The 18493-nt window shown below is 64.3% G+C and carries 19 protein-coding genes and 1 pseudogene; 9 read left to right on the forward strand and 11 right to left on the reverse strand.

All coding sequences use genetic code 11. The annotated features are described in order from the left end of the window. Positions 1-6 precede the first annotated feature (6 nt). Positions 7-264, reverse strand: coding sequence for a BQ00720 family protein (locus tag ACFFP0_RS13845; RefSeq protein WP_377261611.1), 258 nt, complete (start codon positions 262-264; stop codon positions 7-9). 45 nt (positions 265-309) lie between these two features. Next, positions 310-738 carry an Hsp20 family protein gene (locus ACFFP0_RS13850; protein ID WP_377261614.1) on the reverse strand — a complete coding sequence of 143 codons (429 nt, stop codon included), beginning with the start codon at positions 736-738 and terminating at the stop codon, positions 310-312. 195 nt (positions 739-933) lie between these two features. On the opposite strand from ACFFP0_RS13850, the gene ACFFP0_RS13855 reads away from it, so the two are divergent. Continuing rightward, positions 934-1875 carry a nucleoside hydrolase gene (locus ACFFP0_RS13855; protein ID WP_377261616.1) on the forward strand — a complete coding sequence of 314 codons (942 nt, stop codon included), beginning with the start codon at positions 934-936 and terminating at the stop codon, positions 1873-1875. A 73-nt stretch (positions 1876-1948) separates the two neighbouring features. Here ACFFP0_RS13855 and ACFFP0_RS13860 read toward each other — a convergent pair. The 3 genes and pseudogenes from ACFFP0_RS13860 to ACFFP0_RS13870 form a co-directional block, all read right to left on the reverse strand. Continuing rightward, positions 1949-4335: pseudogene (locus tag ACFFP0_RS13860) on the reverse strand (methyl-accepting chemotaxis protein). 185 nt (positions 4336-4520) lie between these two features. Next, positions 4521-5420: a ribokinase gene (locus ACFFP0_RS13865; RefSeq protein ID WP_377261620.1), complete on the reverse strand. Its 900-nt coding sequence runs from the start codon at positions 5418-5420 to the stop codon at positions 4521-4523. Between the two features lie 49 nt (positions 5421-5469). Further along, positions 5470-6621, reverse strand: coding sequence for a DNA recombination protein RmuC (locus ACFFP0_RS13870; RefSeq protein WP_377262330.1), 1152 nt, complete (start codon positions 6619-6621; stop codon positions 5470-5472). Between the two features lie 164 nt (positions 6622-6785). Between ACFFP0_RS13870 and def the strand changes: the two genes are divergently transcribed. Genes def through truA form a run of 3 tightly spaced genes read left to right on the forward strand, consistent with a single transcriptional unit; the run spans position 6786 to position 9092 of the window. Beyond that, positions 6786-7301 (forward strand): peptide deformylase, encoded by a 516-nt coding sequence (def, locus tag ACFFP0_RS13875; protein WP_377261622.1) that lies wholly within the window; start codon positions 6786-6788, stop codon positions 7299-7301. A 58-nt stretch (positions 7302-7359) separates the two neighbouring features. Further along, positions 7360-8337 carry a methionyl-tRNA formyltransferase gene (gene fmt, locus ACFFP0_RS13880; protein WP_377261624.1) on the forward strand — a complete coding sequence of 326 codons (978 nt, stop codon included), beginning with the start codon at positions 7360-7362 and terminating at the stop codon, positions 8335-8337. Further along, entirely contained in the window at positions 8337-9092 is a 756-nt protein-coding gene (gene truA, locus ACFFP0_RS13885) for a tRNA pseudouridine(38-40) synthase TruA (RefSeq protein WP_377261626.1), read from the forward strand. Before fmt ends, truA begins: the two co-directional genes overlap by 1 nt. A 24-nt stretch (positions 9093-9116) precedes the next feature. Here truA and ACFFP0_RS13890 read toward each other — a convergent pair whose 3' ends face one another. The 3 genes from ACFFP0_RS13890 to dapD are packed head-to-tail and all read right to left on the reverse strand — an operon-like array spanning position 9117 to position 11755. Next, positions 9117-9713: a hypothetical protein gene (locus ACFFP0_RS13890; RefSeq protein ID WP_377261629.1), complete on the reverse strand. Its 597-nt coding sequence runs from the start codon at positions 9711-9713 to the stop codon at positions 9117-9119. Beyond that, on the reverse strand, positions 9697-10893 hold the full coding sequence (gene dapE, locus ACFFP0_RS13895) for a succinyl-diaminopimelate desuccinylase (RefSeq protein WP_377261631.1): 1197 nt from the start codon (positions 10891-10893) through the stop codon (positions 9697-9699). The genes ACFFP0_RS13890 and dapE overlap by 17 nt, the downstream gene beginning before the upstream one ends. A 7-nt stretch (positions 10894-10900) precedes the next feature. Further along, entirely contained in the window at positions 10901-11755 is an 855-nt protein-coding gene (dapD, locus tag ACFFP0_RS13900) for a 2,3,4,5-tetrahydropyridine-2,6-dicarboxylate N-succinyltransferase (RefSeq protein ID WP_377261633.1), read from the reverse strand. Between the two features lie 138 nt (positions 11756-11893). Here dapD and ACFFP0_RS13905 point away from each other — a divergent pair, with 138 nt between their 5' ends. Further along, positions 11894-12754, forward strand: coding sequence for an LOG family protein (locus ACFFP0_RS13905; RefSeq protein WP_377261635.1), 861 nt, complete (start codon positions 11894-11896; stop codon positions 12752-12754). Between the two features lie 97 nt (positions 12755-12851). On the opposite strand, the gene ACFFP0_RS13910 is transcribed toward ACFFP0_RS13905, so the two are convergent. Beyond that, a complete protein-coding gene (locus tag ACFFP0_RS13910; RefSeq protein WP_377261638.1) occupies positions 12852-13331 on the reverse strand; it encodes an EF-hand domain-containing protein in 480 nt (159 codons plus the stop codon). 243 nt (positions 13332-13574) lie between these two features. Further along, positions 13575-14291 carry a pyrimidine 5'-nucleotidase gene (locus tag ACFFP0_RS13915; protein WP_377261640.1) on the reverse strand — a complete coding sequence of 239 codons (717 nt, stop codon included), beginning with the start codon at positions 14289-14291 and terminating at the stop codon, positions 13575-13577. A gap of 105 nt (positions 14292-14396) precedes the next feature. Here ACFFP0_RS13915 and ACFFP0_RS13920 point away from each other — a divergent pair, with 105 nt between their 5' ends. Both ACFFP0_RS13920 and ACFFP0_RS13925 read left to right on the forward strand, forming a co-directional pair. Continuing rightward, entirely contained in the window at positions 14397-15299 is a 903-nt protein-coding gene (locus tag ACFFP0_RS13920; RefSeq protein ID WP_377261642.1) for an EamA family transporter, read from the forward strand. 74 nt (positions 15300-15373) lie between these two features. After that, positions 15374-16147, forward strand: coding sequence for an isocitrate lyase/PEP mutase family protein (locus ACFFP0_RS13925; protein ID WP_377261644.1), 774 nt, complete (start codon positions 15374-15376; stop codon positions 16145-16147). 24 nt (positions 16148-16171) lie between these two features. On the opposite strand, the gene argB is transcribed toward ACFFP0_RS13925, so the two are convergent. Then, a complete protein-coding gene (gene argB / locus ACFFP0_RS13930; protein WP_377261647.1) occupies positions 16172-17059 on the reverse strand; it encodes an acetylglutamate kinase in 888 nt (295 codons plus the stop codon). Between the two features lie 142 nt (positions 17060-17201). Between argB and ACFFP0_RS13935 the strand changes: the two genes are divergently transcribed. Both ACFFP0_RS13935 and ACFFP0_RS13940 read left to right on the forward strand, forming a co-directional pair. Continuing rightward, positions 17202-17744, forward strand: coding sequence for a sigma-70 family RNA polymerase sigma factor (locus ACFFP0_RS13935; RefSeq protein WP_377261649.1), 543 nt, complete (start codon positions 17202-17204; stop codon positions 17742-17744). Beyond that, on the forward strand, positions 17741-18466 hold the full coding sequence (locus ACFFP0_RS13940) for an anti-sigma factor (protein ID WP_377261651.1): 726 nt from the start codon (positions 17741-17743) through the stop codon (positions 18464-18466). Before ACFFP0_RS13935 ends, ACFFP0_RS13940 begins: the two co-directional genes overlap by 4 nt. Positions 18467-18493: the final 27 nt, after the last annotated feature.

Genomic DNA, 18493 nt, shown 5'->3' on the forward strand with positions numbered 1-18493 from the left:
GAAGCCTCAGTGCAGGCTGACGGTCTTCAGGTCGTCTTCAGCAGCCTTGAAAAAGGTGCTGGAGCGGTTGTCGGTCAGAAGGATCGGCGTACCATCGGCGCCGAACAGGGCCCACAGGTCGAGATTTGGATCGATATCGGGAGCTTCGGGGAAGCAGCGGGACACTTCGTCCGACCGCATCTTGCGAATATATCCGACCTCTCCAGTACCCAGATGAGCAAGTTCGGACTGCGTCAAACGCGTATTCGCTTCTTTCAGGAGCATTCCAGCCTCCAGTATTGAGGACGCAACGGCATTAACGCCGTTGATCTACTCTGAGACGGAAATGTTAATTTTTCGCACCATGCGCTCCGGCTCCGGGCGGACGAGGTCGATCGAGAGGAGGCCGTTCCTGAGCAGGGCGCCGGAAACCTGCATTCCGTCGGCAAGCACGAAGACGCGCTGGAACTGACGGGCGGCGATGCCGCGGTAGAGATAATCCCGCTCGCTCTGTTCCGCCTGCCGCCCGCGGATGACGAGCTGGTTTTCCTCGGTCATCACGTCGAGTTCCGCTTCGGAAAAGCCTGCCACGGCAAGCGTGATCCGCAGGCGCTCCGGCGCGCCGGATTCGTCTGCGCGAATGCGTTCGATATTGTAGGGAGGGTAGCCGTCGTTCGCCTTGGCGAGGCGTTCGAGGGTCTTTTCCATTGCGTCGAAGCCCAGCAGCAGCGGGCTCGCAAACGGCGTTATTCGGCTCATCATGCAGTCCTTGCAACAAGCGACCCTGCCGGCGCCCGCAATCGGCCCGCCAACTCGAAAACCTATATGGGGAGTTGCGGCAACGACCGCAAGGACGATCGCGGCAGGGAGGTTCGCGATCGATCGATATGGACCCGGCTTGACAAGAGCCGCGGTGGAAGGCCAACAAACCTCGCAGAAATTGGAGCCTATGTCATGGAACGCAGGAAGATCATCATCGATACCGACCCGGGCCAGGATGATGCCGCTGCGATCATGCTGGCGTTCGCGAGCCCCGCCGAGCTGGAAGTGCTCGGCCTTTGCGCGGTCGCCGGCAACGTGCCGCTGTCCTTCACCAGCCGCAACCTGCGGATTGTCTGCGAGCTCTGCGGCAGGCCGGATGCGGCGGTCTACGAAGGGGCCGAAAAGCCCATCGTGCGGCCGCAGGTGACCGCCGAGCACGTTCATGGCCGCACCGGCCTCGATGGCGCCGAATTGCCCGAACCGGCAATGCCGGCGCAAGGCATGCATGCGGTGGATTTCATCATCGAGACGCTTCGTTCGCAGCCGGCGGGAACGGTGACGCTCTGCACCCTCGGCCCGCTGACCAACGTGGCGCTGGCGCTTCGCAAGGCGCCGGACATAACGCCGCGCGTGAAGGAACTGGTGATGATGGGCGGCGGTTTCTTCGAGGGCGGCAACATCACGCCGGCCGCTGAATTCAACATCTATGTCGACCCCGAGGCGGCCCAAACCGTCTTGGCCTCCGGCATGCCGATCGTCATGATGCCGCTCGACGTCACGCACAAGCTGCTGACCACCAGGGCGCGTGTCGGAAAGATCGCGGCGCTCGGCACGCGCCCGGCCCACGTCCTGGTCGATTGGCTCGCTTTCTTCGAGCGTTTCGACGTCGAGAAATACGGTTCCGATGGCGGACCGCTGCACGATCCGACGGTGATCGCCTATCTCCTGAAACCCGAACTCTTCTCGGGGCGGGACTGCAATGTCGAGATCGAGACGCAATCGGAACTGACGGCGGGCATGACCGTCGTCGACTGGTGGCGGGTTTCCGGCCGCAAGGCGAATGCCAAGGTCATGCGCGACGTGGATGCGGACGGTTTCTTCGAGCTGCTGACCGAGCGTGTCGCCCGCCTTTGATCGGTAAGCGCGCACAAGCGAAAAAGCCGCCGGGGTTCCGGCGGCTTTCCATATTCATCGCGTGAGCGGCCGATCAGAATTCCTGCCAGTCGTCCGCGGCGACGGCGGCCGAGCCATTGGAGGCCGGCACCCTGGGAAGCGGCCTTGCGGCGCGCGGCGCCGGCTCTGCGGGACGCGATGTCCGCATGGCCCGGGCGGTCTGGCGCAGTGCCTGCGGGGCGTTCTGCGCATGACCGGAGGCATGGGCTGAACCAGAAATATGGGCTGAACCGGAGGCATGGGCTGAAACGCGGAAGCGGGCGACGAGCGATTTCAGCGTTTCCGCCTCCGTGCTCAGGACGGAGCTGGCGGCCGTGGTTTCCTCCACCATCGCGGCGTTCTGCTGGGTGACCTGATCCATCTGGTTGACGGCGGAGTTGATCTCCTTCAGGCCCACGGCCTGTTCGCCGGCCGAGGCCGAGATCTGGCGGATAAGGCCGTTGATCTGCATGACCTGCACGGCGATCTTCCGCAGCGTATCGCCCGCCTTGCCGACCAGTTCCACGCCTTCGTCGACCTGCGTGGACGAGGTGTTGATGAGGGTCTTGATCTCCTTGGCGGCATTGGCGGAGCGCTGGGCGAGTTCGCGGACCTCCTGGGCGACGACCGCAAACCCCTTGCCGGCCTCGCCGGCGCGGGCCGCCTCGACGCCGGCATTCAGCGCCAGGAGATTGGTCTGGAAGGCAATCTCGTCGATCACGCCGATGATGCGGGAAATCTCCTGCGAGGACCGGGCGATGCCCTGCATGGAGGCGACGGCCTTCTGAACCACCTCGCCGGATTTTTCCGCATCGTCGCAGGCGAGGTTGACTGTGGAGGCCGCCGAGCCTGCGTTCTCGGCGCTCGAATTCACCTGGGCGGTAAGCTCGTTGAGCGCCGCCGCGGTCTCTTCCAGGCTTGACGCCTGCTGTTCGGTGCGGCGGGACAGATCCTGCGCGCTTGTGGTGATTTCACGGGTGCCGTTGCCGATGTTGTGGACGGTCGAATTGACTATCGCGATCGTATCTTCCAGGCTTTCCAGCGCCCTGTTGAAGTCGACTTTCAGCTTGGCGTATTCGCCGGGGAACTCTTCCTGCAGTCGGTAGTCGAGATTGCCGTTGGAAAGCTCCGCTAGGCCCCTGGCGAGAGAAACGACGATCCGCTGCTGCTGCCGGGCATTGGCTTCACGCTCGCTTTCGGAGCGGCCGCGCTCGGTCTCGGCGGCGCTGCGATGAGCCGCGGCCTCCGACTCCAGGCGGCGGCTATCCGCAAGCGTATGGCGGAAACCCTCCAGCGACTTGGCGAGCGATCCGATCTCGTCCGAACGGTCCTGGCCCTGGACCGGCTGCTCGAAGCGGCCCTGGCCCAGCAGGTCGACATTGCCGAGCAGCGCGCCGAGGGGACGGCGCACGAAGGCGCTGCTGCCGAAATAGAGGGTCGCGATGCAGGCGCCGAGCACGATGATGCCGCCGAGCACCATCAGCAGGGTCTGGTCCTGGACCGGCGCGGCGATCACGCTCTGCGGCACGTCGAGGACGATTGCCCAGGTGGCGTTGAGGTCCGGCACCGTGAATGGATAGACGACGCGTTCATAGGGCTCCGGGGCATCGGCCGTGAGATTCTCGATCCGCTTGGGCTTGTTGGCGGTCAAGGCGGCAAGCAGTTCGCCGGCCTTCTCGCCTTCCACCGGCTTCATCAGCTTGTCGGGATGGACCGGCACGATCCAGTTGCCGCCCTGCGAGACGAGAAGGACGCGGCCGGAGCCGAAGGGGCGCATGGCCTGCAGTTTCTTCGAAAGCGTGGCGAGCGAGACATCGAGGCCGGCGACGCCGATGAATTTCGATCCGGAGAAGACCGGATAGGCGACCGAGCTCATCGCCGTCGCGTCACCCGTCGTGCTTTCCACGTAGGGCGGGGTCAGCGAACCCTTCCTGGAGTTGGCGGCGAGCGAATACCATGCAGCCTGGGTATCGATGTCGAAGACGCTGTAGGCGATGTCGCCGGCTCGGCTCTTGGTCCAGTAGGGTGCCAGTTCGCCCTTCTTGTTGGCGCCCATGTCCTTGTTGCCGACGAGTTCGGCATTTTTCCCGTCGAACGTGCCCGGAGCTTCCGCGAACCAGCTTCCGTAGGCGAATGCGTTCTGTTCCAGATTGGCTTTCAGCGCGTCGCCACGCCCTTGCGGTCAAGGTAGCCTCCGGCATGGCCGCGGCCGATCACCCCGGCGATCGAGCGGGCCGCTCCCGCGAGCTGGCCCATGTCGACGGCGACCTCGTTGGCGATCGAACGTGCCTCGGCCTCGGCCTGCGCCAGGGTCAGCGCCGAAACGCGGCCGCGGGTCTGGGAGATCAGGAAGAGGTTCGAGATGACGAGGACGACGGCGATCGCCATGCTCGTCACCAGTATGAGTTTCGTCGAAAGCGACTTGATCTTCAGCGGAAACATGGATTGCCTCGCATGGGGGTGGGGAAATGCCCCCTCATGGGGCCGTTGCGAGACACAGGGATCACGGACGAATCCTGCCCCGCAGGGATATCGACCACGACCCTAAGAGGCATATCTTAACTTTGACTAAAGTCGGATCGATTGCTCCTGTATCGTAGCAGGAACTTCTTTTGCGAGCCGGATGATCAGATCCGTGTGTCTACCGCCTGGGCGAGCGGAATGGAGGGCTGGGCGCCGCGAGTGAGGCAGGCGAGCGAGCCCGCCACTGCCGCCCGGCGAAGTGCCGCTGCGAATTCGAGCCCCTGCTCCAGGCTCGCGGCCAGGTAACCGCAGAACGTGTCTCCGGCGCCGACCGTATCGACCGGCTCGATCCTGAGGCCCTGGGCTGAGAAGAAATCGCCGCCGCGAATGGCCACCACGCCCTCGCCGCCAAGCGTCACGACGAAGGTCTGGCCGGTCTCCGAATGCAGCGTCTTCAGCGCGGCCTTGCGTGTCTCGGCGTCGGGAATCGGGCTTGCAGCCAGCAGTTCGAATTCCGTCTCGTTGGCGACGACGATATCGGCGAGCTTCGCAAGCCGTGCAGCGTTATCCGTCAGCGGCGCGGTGTTGATCACCGTCCGGATGCCTTTCTCGCGCGCCGCGACGAGCGCCGCCTCGACCGCTGCGGCGGGAACTTCGAGCTGCAGCATCAGGATATCGCCGGTCTGCATGGATTGGACCGCCGCGCGCGCCTGTGCTTCGCTGACGGTGCCGTTGGCGCCGGGCACGACCGCGATCATGTTCTCGCCCGTGTCGCCGACAAGGATGAGGGCGGTGCCGGTCGGCTCGCCCACGCGCGCGACCGCCGAAAGATCGACCTTGGCTTCATCGAGAAGGGCGAGTGCCGGGCCGGCGAAACCGTCCTCGCCGACGGTGCCGGCCATCCTCACCGCGCTTCCGGCGCGCCGCGCCGCAAGCGCCTGGTTCGCGCCCTTGCCGCCGGCTGCCGTCGCGAAGCTGGTTCCGGCAACCGTTTCGCCCGGCTGCGGAAGCCGTTCGGTCATTGCGATGAGATCCATGTTGATGGAACCGAAGACGGTGATCATGGTCGGGCCTGTCTGCTGGTTTTAAATTGCGCGACACTGCCCGAGAGCGTCACTCTTCGTCAACCACCCGCAGCTTGAGAAGTCCGGTCCGGCTTTCGACGACCTTGGCTTGTGCCGCGCCGCGGGCGGATTCCGCTTCGGCCGGTGCTTCCAGCTCCAGGGCACCGATCCTGAGCCCGCGGCGATTGAGCTTGTCGGCGGACGTGACGATCTGTTCGACGTCCTTCTGGGCGGCGAGGAAATGCGCCTGCAGCTTGCGGGTCCTGTCGTCGAGCCTGACCAGGTCTTCCATCAGAAGGGCCACTTCCCCCTGGATGAGATGCGCCTGCTCGCGCATCCGCTGGTCCTTCAGGACGGCCTGGATGACCTGGATCGACAGCATGAGCAGGGAGGGCGAGACGATGACGACGCGGGAGCGTTGCGCCTTCTGCACCACCGCCTCGAAATGCTCGTGGATCTCGGCGAAGATCGATTCCGACGGCACGAAGAGAAAGGCCATTTCCTGTGTCTCGCCGGGAAGCAGGTATTTTTCGGAAATGTCCTGGATATGCACGTCGAGGTCGCGGCGGAATTGCTGCGCCGCCACCCGCCGGGCTTCCGGAGCGGCGGCCTCCCGGAAGGCGTTCCAGGCCTCCAGGGGGAATTTGGCGTCCACCACCAGCGGCGGCGCGCCGTTCGGCATCCTGATCGTGCAGTCGGGCCGCGTGCCGTTGGAAAGCGGGGTCTGGAACGAATAGGCGCCAATCGGCAGGCCATCCGCGACGATCGCTTCCATCCGCCCCTGGCCGAAAGCGCCGCGGGTCTGCTTGTTGGACAGGATCGCCTGTAGGCCGACGACATCCTTGGCGAGCGTCTGTATGTTGTTCTGGGCCGCGTCGATGACGGCGAGCCTCTCCTGAAGCCGCCGGAGATTCTCATGCGTCGATCTGGTCTGTTCCGTGATCGTCGCGCCGATCCGGTGCGTCATGCCGTCGAGCCGCTGGCTGACGGCCTGGTTGAGTTCCGATTGCCGGGCCGACAGCGTTTCCGCCATCGAGGCCATGCGCCCTTGCATCTCGCTTTGAGCGCGGATGAGCTCGGAAAGCCGGGCTTCCGCCTCGGAGGCGCGCCGGGCGTTTTCCTGCTGACGACGCGCGGCCCCCCTCAGGAAAAGGATGGCCGCCAGCGCCAGCAGAACGGCTGCTGCGGCTGCGATGGCCATGGCGTGCCGGGCGGCCGGAAGCGCGGAGAGGCGGGCGAGAAGATCATCCATGCGGGGAAAGCTAGCAGAATTCTGTCACTTGAAAAGATCAAAACGTGAACATCATATAAAAAGAACGAGCGATTCCTGTTTCTTCCGAAAAAAAGTTGCGTTATGGGGAAACCATGACGATCAAGCCGCTGATTATTCTGCCGAACCCGATCCTGCGCCAGGTTTCCATGCCCATCGAACAGGTGGATGCCGAAATCCTGAGGCTTGCGGACGACATGTTGGAGACGATGTACGACGCGCCGGGCATAGGCCTTGCGGCGATTCAGATCGGCGTGCCGCGCCGGCTTCTCGTCGTGGACGTGGCGCGGGAAGGCGAGGAGAAGAACCCGCAGGTCTTCATCAACCCCGAAATCGTCAGGTCCTCCGACGAGCGGTCGGTCTACGAGGAGGGTTGCCTTTCGATCCCCGAATATTATGCCGAGGTGGAGCGCCCTGCGGCCGTCACCGTCAGGCATGTCGGCCGGGACGGCAAGGAGCATGTGGTCGAGGCCGATGGCCTGCTTGCCACCTGCCTGCAGCACGAGATCGACCACCTGAACGGCGTGCTCTTCATCGATCACATTTCCCGCCTGAAACGGGATATGGTCATCAAGAAATTCACCAAGGCCGCCAAGGGCAAGGCGGACTGACGCCGGCGGCCAGCCGAATCGTAGCTGAGGGCGCGTTGCAGTTGGACGCGGAACGTTCATGTCTCTTCGCATCATCTTCATGGGCACGCCGGAATTTTCGGTGCCGACGCTGGAGAACCTGAAAAAGGCCGGTCACGAGATCGTCGCGGTCTATACGCAGCCGCCGCGCCCCGGCGGGCGGCGAGGCCTCGATCTGGTGAAATCGCCGGTGCACCAGGCGGCCGAAGGCCTGGGCATCCGCGTCTTCACGCCGCTCAACTTCAAGGACCCCGAGGAGCGGCAGAGATTTCGCGCCCTCAAGGCCGATGTCGGCGTGGTGGTCGCTTATGGCCTTCTGCTCCCGGAAGCGGTTCTGACCGGCACGCGGCTCGGCTGCTATAACGGCCACGCGTCGCTGCTGCCTCGCTGGCGCGGTGCGGCACCCATCCAGCGCGCGATCATGGCGGGCGACGACAAGACCGGCATGATGGTCATGAAGATGGAGAAGGGGCTCGATACCGGCCCGGTCGCGCTCGTCCGCGAAGTGAGGATCGGTGAGGACATGACGGCCGGCGAGCTGCACGACGAACTCAAGGATGCGGGCGCCGGCGCGATCGTCGAGGCGATGGCGAAGCTGGAGGCCGGCGAACTCCCCCTGACGCCGCAGCCGGAAGACGGCGTGCTTTACGCCGCCAAGATCGACAAGGGCGAGACGCGCATCGATTTCTCGAAGCCCGCGCAGGATGTGCACAACCATGTCCGCGGCCTTTCGCCTTTCCCGGGCGCCTGGTTCGAGGCGGAAATCAACGGCAGGCCGGAGCGGATCAAGGTGCTGGAGTCGAGGGTTGCGGAAGGGCAGGGCGCGCCGGGAGAGGTGTTGCATCCGCCCGTGGTTGCCGCTCTGGCGGACCAGTTGACGGTCGCATGCGGCAGCGGCGCCATCGGCTTGGTCACGATGCAGAGGGCCGGCGGAAAGCCCCTCAACGCGCGCGAATTCCTGCGCGGCAGTCCGATTGCCGAAGGAACCGTCCTGGCATCGCCGGCGAGGCCGTCCTGATGCCGCGATACCGCATGACCGTCGAATATGACGGCACGCCCTATGTCGGATGGCAAAGGCAGGAAAACGGCCATTCGGTGCAGGCGGCGCTGGAAGGCGGGGTGCTTTCCCTCACCAGCGAAACCGTGTCCATACGCGGCGCCGGCCGCACGGATTCCGGCGTGCATGCCATGGGGCAGGTCATCCATGTGGATCTGTCGCGCGAGTGGAAACCCCACAAGCTGCGCAATGCGCTCAACGCGCATCTGATGATGGCGAGCGAGAAGGTTTCCGTGCTCGATGTCCAGGCGGTCGATGCGGAATTCGACGCCCGTTTCTCCGCGCTTCGCCGGCATTATCTCTACCGCATCCTCAACCGGCCCTCGCCGCTGGCGCTGGAGGCGAAGCGCGCCTGGTGGGTGCCGCGAGATCTCGATCACGAAGCCATGCACGCGGCGGCGCAGACCCTGGTCGGGCATCACGATTTCACGACGTTCCGCTCCGCCCATTGCCAGGCGGCGAGCCCGATGCGCACGCTCGACCGGCTGGATGTCACGCGGGTCGGCGATCTGATCGAGATCCGGGCCGGCGCCCAGAGCTTCCTGCACAACCAGATACGCTCCTTTGCGGGCACGCTGAAGCTGGCGGGTGAAGGCAAGATGACGCCGGCCGATGTGCGTGCGGCGCTGGATGCGCGCGATCGCGCGGCCTGCGGGCCGGTGGCGCCGCCTGCGGGCCTCTATTTCATGAAGGTGGATTACCCGGGCGATCCGTGACGCCCGGCTGCGTTTTCCGGCGTCTCAGAACGGATAGATGCCGAGAAAGCGCTGCAACGCCTCCGTCGCCAGCATGCCCGGCACGATCAGCACCAGGACGAGGCCGGTCACCGTCAGCGGCTGCGGCCCGCAAATCATCCGCATCACCCGCGATACCGAAACGACCATGACGATCAGCAATACGAAGTGGATGAGGGCAAGCAAGGCATCCAGGCCGGAGGGCATGAGGAAGCGCAGGCTCAGCAGGCCGTAGAGATAGGCGAAGGGAACCGAAAGCCAGTTGACGGTCACGACAATCGGCACGAACTTCCGGCCGATGCCCAGTATGGCGCAAAGCAGGCCTGCGAGAACGAGCGGCATCAGCCAGTTGAAAACCTCCAGCATGCCCATGCGCACGAAGAAGAGCCCGCCGATCCGCGCGCCCGAGGGCATGCCTTCCAGCAGGTAGGACCGCCACCAGAACCACGAGACCACGGCAGCCGGCAGGCACCAGATGAAGGCCCAGAACGAGCGTAGCATCCCGCGATCGGAAATGTCGAGCAGCCGGAATCCTTGGGCATCGCCCTTGATCAGCAGCCAGAGACCGCTGAGATAGAGCCTGACTTCATGGTAGGAGGGCATTATCGAACCAGCGGGAGATAAAGGTCCCATAGATTTGGGTGAGCGTCTCCAGATCGGCAAGGGCGACCCGTTCATCCACCATGTGCATGGTCTGGCCGACGAGGCCGAATTCCACCACCGGGCAATAATCCTTGATGAACCGGGCGTCGGACGTGCCGCCGGTCGTTGAAAGCTGCGGCACCCTGGCCGTGACGCTTTCCACCGCTTCGGAAAGCGAGGCGATCAGCGCGTTGTTGCGCGTCAGGAAGACGTGGCTCGGACGCTCCGCCCAGGCGATGTCGTAGCGGACCGGCTTGCGGTCGGGACGAAGCAGCCCATCGGCGGTGGCCGCGTCGAGCCGCCGCAGGATTTCGGCCTTCACCGCGTCGGCGGTCCAGACGTCGTTGAAACGGATGTTGAAGGCGAAGCTCGCTCTTGCCGGAATGACGTTGGTGGCGGGATTGCCCACATCCACCGACGTCACTTCCAGATTGGAGGGCGGAAAATCGTTCGTTCCGGTATCGAAAGGCGGGGCCATCAGGGCGGATGCGAGCGGCAGCAGGCCGCGTACCGGATTGTCGGCGAGATGCGGATAGGCTGCATGCCCCTGGATGCCGAGCACCGTCACCCTGCCGGAAACCGAGCCGCGCCGGCCGATCTTGATCATGTCGCCGAGCGCATCGGGATTGGTCGGCTCCCCGACGAGGCAGGCGTCCCAGCGCTCGCCCTTCTCCGCTGCCCATTTGAGCAGTTTTTCGGTGCCGTTGACGGCCGGCCCCTCTTCGTCGCCGGTGATCAGGAAGGAGATCGAGCCTTTCGGAGCGCCATGCTTCTCGATATGGCGGGCGATGGCCGCCACGAAACAGGCGATGCCGCCCTTCATGTCCACGGCGCCGCGGCCGAAAAGCTCGCCGTCGGCGATTTCGGCCGCGAAAGGCGGATGCCGCCAGGAGGCTTCATCGCCGGGCGGCACGACATCCGTATGGCCGGCGAACATCAGATGCGGCCCTTCGGTTCCGAGCCGCGCATAGAGGTTCTCGATATCCGGCATGCCGGGTTCCGTCGCCACCATGCGCTCCACCTTGAAGCCGAGCGGCAGAAGCATGGCTTCAAGGGCGGAAAGCGCACCGCCTTCGGCGGGCGTCACCGAAGGGCAGCGGACAAGGGTCTGGAGATTGGCGACGGGGTTGGTGGCGGACATTGTCGGATCAGTCGCGGAGCAGTTCATTGATGCCGGTCTTCGAGCGGGTCTTCTCGTCGACGCGCTTGACGATCACGGCGCAATAGAGGTTCGGGCCCGGCTCGCCGTTCGGCAACGGCTTGCCCGGCATCGTGCCGGCCACCACGACGGAATAGGGCGGCACTTCGCCATACATGACTTCACCGGTGGTGCGGTCGACGATCTTGGTCGACTTGCCGATGAAGACGCCCATGCCGAGCACGGAGCCCTCGCGGATGATGCAGCCTTCGACGACTTCCGAACGGGCGCCGATGAAGCAGTTGTCTTCGATGATGGTCGGGCCGGCCTGCATGGGCTCCAGCACGCCGCCGATGCCGACGCCGCCGGAAAGATGTACGTGCTTGCCGATCTGCGCGCAGGAGCCGACGGTTGCCCAGGTATCGACCATCGTGCCTTCATCCACATAGGCGCCGAGGTTCACGAACGAAGGCATGAGGACGACGTTCCGGGCGATGTGGGCCGAGCGGCGGACGACGGCGTTCGGCACGGCGCGGAAGCCGGCGTCGCGGAATTCGGCTTCTCCCCAGTTCTCGAACTTGGAAGGCACCTTGTCCCACCAGGTGGAATTGCCGGGGCCGTTCTTGACCACTTCCATGTCGTTGAGGCGGAAGGAGAGCAGTACGGCCTTCTTGAGCCACTGATTCACCGTCCAGGTGCCGTCCGCGCCCCGGCTCGCGACGCGGGCCTTGCCGCCGTCGAGCAGGGAGAGCGCTTCCTCGACGGCGTCGCGCACTTCTCCTTTGGTCGAAACGGTGACGCTGTCGCGGTTGTCGAAAGCGGTCTCGATAGTCTTTTCGAGGGAAGAGAAGTCGGGGCTGCTCATGGGTAATCCTTAAACGTCACTCTATATCGTGATGATGGGAGAGGTGGCCAACTGGTATCATTTGCTCTAAGCGACCGCCACTCAAGCGTCAATGTGAATTGGCGTCAACCGATGCTGACGCCGGAAGGATCATGGAAAATGGCAAGGGCGAGGAAAGATGGACCGAGGCGCAAGGACGGGGTCTGGGACCCGCTGAAGGACAATGTCGCGGACAAGCGGGCGGCCGCGGGCCTGCCGAAGACGCCGCAGACCGAATCGCCCTCCTATCGGCTGGCCTATGTGGATGACGACTTCCTGTGCCGCGAGGAACTGCGTCCGGTTCGCCTGCAGCTGGAGCTGCTGAAGGCCGAGATGGCGCTTGCCGAACGCGGCATCAGGTCGACCGTGGTGCTTTTCGGCGGCGCGCGCATCCCGGCTCCCGGCCAGAGCGCCTGGGCGGCCCGCAACGAGAGCCAGCGCAGGAGCCTGGAAGCCGCTTCCGTCTATTACGAGGAGGCGCGGAAATTCGCGGCCCTCTGCGGCAAGCATTCGGCGGGCTACAATCATCAGGAATACGTGGTGGTGACGGGCGGCGGTCCGGGCGTGATGGAGGCTGGGAACCGTGGAGCCGCCGAAGCCGGCGCCCCCAGCATCGGCCTCAACATCATGCTGCCGCACGAGCAGGCGCCGAACCGCTTCGTGACGCCGGAGCTCAGCTTCAACTTTCACTATTTCGCCATCCGCAAGATGCACTTCATGATGCGCGCCAAGGCCGTGGCGGTCTTCCCCGGCGGTTTCGGCACGCTGGACGAGATGTTCGAGGCGCTGACCCTCATCCAGACCAAGCGCATGGAGCGCATTCCACTGATCCTGTTCAGCGAAGCCTTCTGGCGGGGCATCATCAATTTCGAGGCGCTTGCGGAATTCGGCACCATTGCGCCCGATGACGTGAACCTGATCAACTTCGTGGAAACCGCCGATCAGGCCTGGAAGATCATTTCAGACTTCTACGAGCACTGACGCGGAACAGGACGATGAAAGAAAGAACCCGCCCCCCTGGTAAAGGGGCGGGTCCTTTGAGACGACAGCCGGTACTAGTTCCAAAGGGGGCGGGGAACTAGAGGGGGCGGTCCGGCAGGTCGTCGATGGAAATCGTTCCGTCTTTGTTGGCGTCCATGCGGGCGAACAGCTTGTCGGTGGCCGTGGTGGCCTCCGCCTTGGTGATCTTGCCGTCGCGGTCCTCGTCGACCATGCGGAAGAAGCCGCCGCGCATCATGCCGCCATGCCGCGGCCCGTCCCAGCGAGCCTCCTGGCGATCCCGGCCCTGATGATGGCCCCATCCGTGGCGGTCCCGGTCGCGGCGATCGTTGTCGCGGTTTTCGGCCTGTTCCGGGGGCGGGTTGTTCTTGCGGAACTCGTCGAGCCTGGCCTGGCGGAAATCGACCAGCTCGCCGCGGGTAATCGTTCCGTCCTTGTTGGCGTCGATCTCGGTAAACAGCCTGTCCTGATAGGCGGTCAGCTCGTCCTTGGAGATCTTGCCGTCCTTGTCGGTGTCGGCGTTCTTCAACAGGCGGACGAACATGACGTCCTGCATCATCGCCCGGCCCGGGCCGTCAGGCCTGCCTGGTCCGTCACGTCCTGGCGCGGCCAATGCCGGGAGAGCTGCTCCTGCGACCAAAACGGCACTGAGGGTCGCCAAAACGATCTTCTTCGCGGTCATCGAAGGTCCTTTCCGGTTGTTTCGATAGCCTGAAGCTAAGCGCCGGGAAGGATCAAAACCACTTAAACATCCGTAATGTGGATGAACTTTTGGTAAGGCTGATTTAACGTCGGGCGGGCGCTAGAAGCTGCCGCGCAGGCGGCCGAGGAAGCTGGCGAGATCGTCCGTCACATAGTCGATGTGATCGTCCTCGTCGGTCAGCTTCTCCCAGCGCTCCATCAGCACCGTGTCGAGATTGCGCGGCACCAGAAGGACGGTGCGCATGCCGAGCGTCTTCGGCACCTGCAGATTGCGCGGCAGGTCCTCGAACATCGCTGCATTGCTCGTATCGACCCGATGCAGGCTGGCGAACTTGTCGTAGGTGGCCCCGGCCGGCTTCGGAACGTAACCGGCTGCGACGATATCGAAGATGTCGTCGAAATGGTCGAGAATGCCAAGCGCCCGGGCGGCGGCCTCCGCATGCGGCACGCTGCCGTTGGTGAAGATGAACTTGCGGCCGGGAAGAGCCTTGATCGCCTCGCCGAGTTCCGGGTTGGGCAGGAGCGCGGAATAGTCGATGGCATGCGCCCGTTCCAGGAAGGCGTCCGGATCGATGCCGTAGTTGAGCATCAACCCCTGCAGGGTCGTGCCATGTTCGTGGTAATAGCGCTTCTGCAGCACCCGCGCCTCTTCCGGCTCCAGCTGCAGCAGCTCCTGCACATAGGCGGTCATGTTCCTGTCGATCTGCGCGAACAGGTTGACGTGATGCGGGTAGAGCGTGTTGTCGAGATCGAACACCCAGTCGCGGACATGGGCGAAATCGGAGGGCTCGGCAGAGGTGCTGGGTTTCTTGTCCATATCGGTCTTATGCACGCCTTGCGCCCGAAAGAAAATCGAAAAGACGACCGGTTCGGGGCGAATCCGGCCTTGGCGGCCGATCGGGACGCATGATACCGCCACCACATGGAACTCTGGATTCCCATCACCATCGCCGCCGCCTTCCTGCAGAACCTGCGTTCCGCATTGCAGAAACATCTGCAGGGTGCGCTCGGCACGCGGGGAGCAAGCTTCGTGCGCTTCGGCTACGGGTTTCCCGTGGCGATCCTCTATGTCCTGGCCCTGCACCATGTCGTCGGTTATCCGTTTCCCGCGCTGAACTGGACCTTCGCGGCCTGGGCGGCCGTGGGAGGGCTGGCGCAGATCTTCGCGACGATCATGCTCGTACATCTCTTCTCGCTGCGGAACTTTGCCGTCGGCACGGCCTATTCCAAGACGGAACCGGTGCAGGCGGCGCTGTTCGGCTTCATCCTGCTCGGCGAAAGGCTGACGCCCGGCGCGGGCGTGGCGATCGTCGTCGGGGTTATCGGCGTGATGATGATCTCCATGGCGCGCATGCCGCTCTCGTGGCGCAATCTGCTCGTTGCCCTGACCAGCCGCACGGCGCTGATCGGCATCGCGTCCGGAGCGGTCTTCGGCATTTCGGCGGTGGCGTACCGCAGCGCGTCGCTTTCGCTCGGCGGGCCGGGGCCGGTCATGGAGGCGGCGGTGACGCTTGCCTGCGTCACGACGTTCCAGACGGCTTTCATGCTCGTCTGGATGCTCTGGAAGGACAAGCGCGAGATCGTCCAGGCGCTTCTCACCTGGCGTTCGTCGGCTCTCGTGGGCCTGGCCGGCGTTCTGGGTTCGGCCGGCTGGTTCACGGCGATGACGCTGCAGCAGGTGGCCTATGTCCGCGCGCTGGGCCAGATCGAACTCGTCTTCACCTTCATGGCTTCCTACTTCCTGTTCCATGAACGGGTGAACCGCATGGAGATCGCCGGCTGCCTGTTGATCGTCTGCGGCATCCTGGGGCTGATATTCTCCTGATCGGCGCCCGATTTGCGGCGGCGCCGGACGCGGAAACCGGATAGGATGGCGCTCGCGAAAAGGGAGGATCACGCATGTCTCAGAAGGACAAGGCAATCGCGTTCGGCGCGCTTCACCGGAAGGGCAATCCGGTCGTCATCTACAATATCTGGGATGCCGGCACGGCGAAGGCCGTGGCGGACGCCGGTGCGAAGGCGCTCGGCACGGGAAGCTGGTCGGTTGCCGCATCGCAAGGTTATGCCGACGGCGAGAACCTGCCGATAGAGGCATTGCTCGCCACGGTGAAGTCCATCACGGCCTCCGTCGAATTGCCGCTGTCGGTCGATTTCGAGGGCGGTTATGCGGAGGACCCGGCGGCACTTGCGGACAATGTCGCCAAGGTCGTCGACGCGGGTGCCGTCGGCATCAATTTCGAGGATCAGGTCGTCGGCGGCAGCGGCATCTACGCCGTCACCGTGCAGGCGGAGCGCATTCGCGCCATTCGCAGGATGGCCGACGATCGCGGCCTGCCCTTCTTCATCAATGCCCGCACTGATCTCTTCCTGAAGGAAAGCGACCGTGCGGCTCATGCCGGGCTGCTCGATCAGGCGATCGAACGCGCCCGAGCCTATGCCGGGGCAGGGGGCAGCGGCTTCTTCGCGCCCGGTCTTGCCGATGACGACCTGATCGCCAGGCTTTGCGAGGCTTCGCCGGTGCCGGTCAATATCATGATGATGCAGGGCGTTTCCGCGCCGAAGCGTCTCGGCGAACTCGGCGTCGGCCGCGTGAGCTATGGTCCCGGTCCCTACCGGGCCATGATGGCGAAGCTGAAGGAGGATGCCGCGGCGGTCTTTGCCGCCGCCGGCTGAGCCGGACCCTGCGGTATTCCGGGATCAGGGCACGATCAGCGTGCCGGCGCCGCGCTCGGTGAAGATTTCGAGCAGCACCGAATGGGCCGTCTTGCCGTTCAGGATGACGACGCCCTGGACCCCGGCCCGGATCGCATCGATGCAGGTCTCGACCTTCGGGATCATGCCGCCGGAGATCGTGCCGTCCTTGATGAGCGCCTGGGCCTGAGCGACCGTCAGCTCCTTGATGAGGTTCTTGTCCTTGTCCAGCACGCCCGGAACGTCGGTGAGGAAGAGCAGGCGCGTGGCGTTCAATGCGCCGGCGATGGCGCCTGCGAACGTATCGGCATTGATGTTGTAGGTGGCGCCGTCGCGGCCGGGCGCGACCGGTGCGATGACGGGGATCATCTCCGATTTGGCGAGCAGGTCGAGCAGCGTGCGGTCCACTTCCACCACTTCGCCGACGAAGCCGAGGTCGAGTACCCGCTCGATATTGCTGTCCGGATCGATGACGGTCTTCTTGGCCTTCTCGGCGAAGACCATGTTGCCGTCCTTGCCGCAAAGGCCGATCGCCCATTCGCCGGTCTGGTTGATCAGCGCGACGATCTCCTTGTTGATCGAGCCTGCGAGCACCATTTCGACGATCTCGACGGTCTTCTGGTCGGTGACGCGCAGGCCGCCTTCGAACTTGGATTCGATGCCCATCTTGGTCAGCATCGCGCCGATCTGCGGGCCGCCGCCGTGGACGACGATCGGGTTGACGCCCGATTGCTTCAGAAGCGCGATATCCGCGGCGAATGCCTTGCCGAGTTCCGCGTCGCCCATGGCGTGACCGCCGTATTTCACGACGATCGTCTTGTTCTCGTACCGCTGCATGTAGGGCAGTGCCTGGGCCAGAAGCTTGGCCTGAAGTTCGCTGTCGGAAGCGCTCATCGAAGTCCTCGTGATTTGAGTTGGGCCTTTTAGCGCATGTTTTTGACAGAGGAAATAATCCGCGGGGAAGATTCATGCGTATTGAAAGGGTAAGGTGAATGAACGATGCCGGGCGCCGCGCCCGCAGCCGGAGGTGCCAGGCTTGGCAAGCGACCAGGATCTCGCCGCATTGATCGGCCGCGTGGTGCTGCGGGACCGCGCGGCCTTCGCGACGCTTTACGCCGGGACATCCGCGAAACTCTTTTCCGTCTGCCTCCGTATCCTGAAGGACAGGACCGATGCGGAAGATGCGTTGCAGGAGATATATGTCAAGGTCTGGCAGCGGGCGGAGCGGTTCGCCGCCACAGGAGCAAGCCCTCTGGGATGGCTGGTGGTGATCGCCCGCAATCATGCCATCGATCTCCTGAGGGCGCGCAAGCCGGTAGCCGACGTTCTCGATGAAAGCTGGGATATCGCGGATACCGGCCGCGACCCGGAAGCGGAAAGTGTTCTCAAAGGTGAGGTCAGGCGCATTGACAGGTGTATGGAAGAGTTGGATTCTGAACGGGCCGGCGCGGTGCGAAGCGCATACGTGGAAGGTTTGAGTTACCAGGAACTGGCGGAGCGTTACGGCGTTCCTCTGAACACAATGCGTACCTGGCTCCGGCGCAGCCTTTTGAAGCTGAGAGAGTGCCTCGACCGATGACGACGCCCGAGCAAAGCGAAGGAGACCGTTCCCGCGACGAACTGCTCGCCGGCGAATACGTGCTGGGCGTTCTGTCGCTGGAGGACCGCAAGCGCATCGAAGCGCGAATCGGGCGCGACAAGGCTTTCGCCGCGATAGTCGCCCGCTGGCAGGAAAACCTTTCGGGCTTCAACGACGAATATGAAGGGCAGATGCCTTCCGCCCGCGTTTATGCGGGCATCGAGGCGCGGCTCTTTCCGCAGCGATCGTTCGCGCAGGAACTGGCCGGCGGCGGCTGGTGGAATTCCCTGCTTCTCTGGCGAAGCCTCGCCTTCGCCTCGCTGGCCGTCCTCATCACCTATGTCTCGCTCGAGACGGGCTGGCTGGGGGGACAGGGTTCCGCCAGGCCGCTCGTGGCGGAGATGGCCGGCGAAGGCAATGCCATCAGCCTTCTGGCGCGTTACGACGCCGGCAGCGGCCGCCTGCAGATCACCCCGGTCGCGGCCGATGCCGCCGACCGGCATTCGCTGCAGCTCTGGCTGGTGCCGGGCAGCAACGATCCGGCGATCTCCCTCGGGGTCCTGCCGGATGCCGGCGATGGCGCCATCGAGATACCGGCGGACCTGAGGCCGCGGCTCGGAGAGGGCGTGACGCTTGCCGTCAGCCTGGAACCCTATGGGGGTTCGCCCACCGGCCAGCCGACCGGGCAGGTTCTCGCGGCGGGCCACATTCGCCGTCCATGAGGAAATAGAGCTTTCCAATCAGTTGCT

It is taken from the genome of Neorhizobium puerariae (assembly GCF_042429745.1).
GTDB lineage: Bacteria > Pseudomonadota > Alphaproteobacteria > Rhizobiales > Rhizobiaceae > Neorhizobium > Neorhizobium puerariae.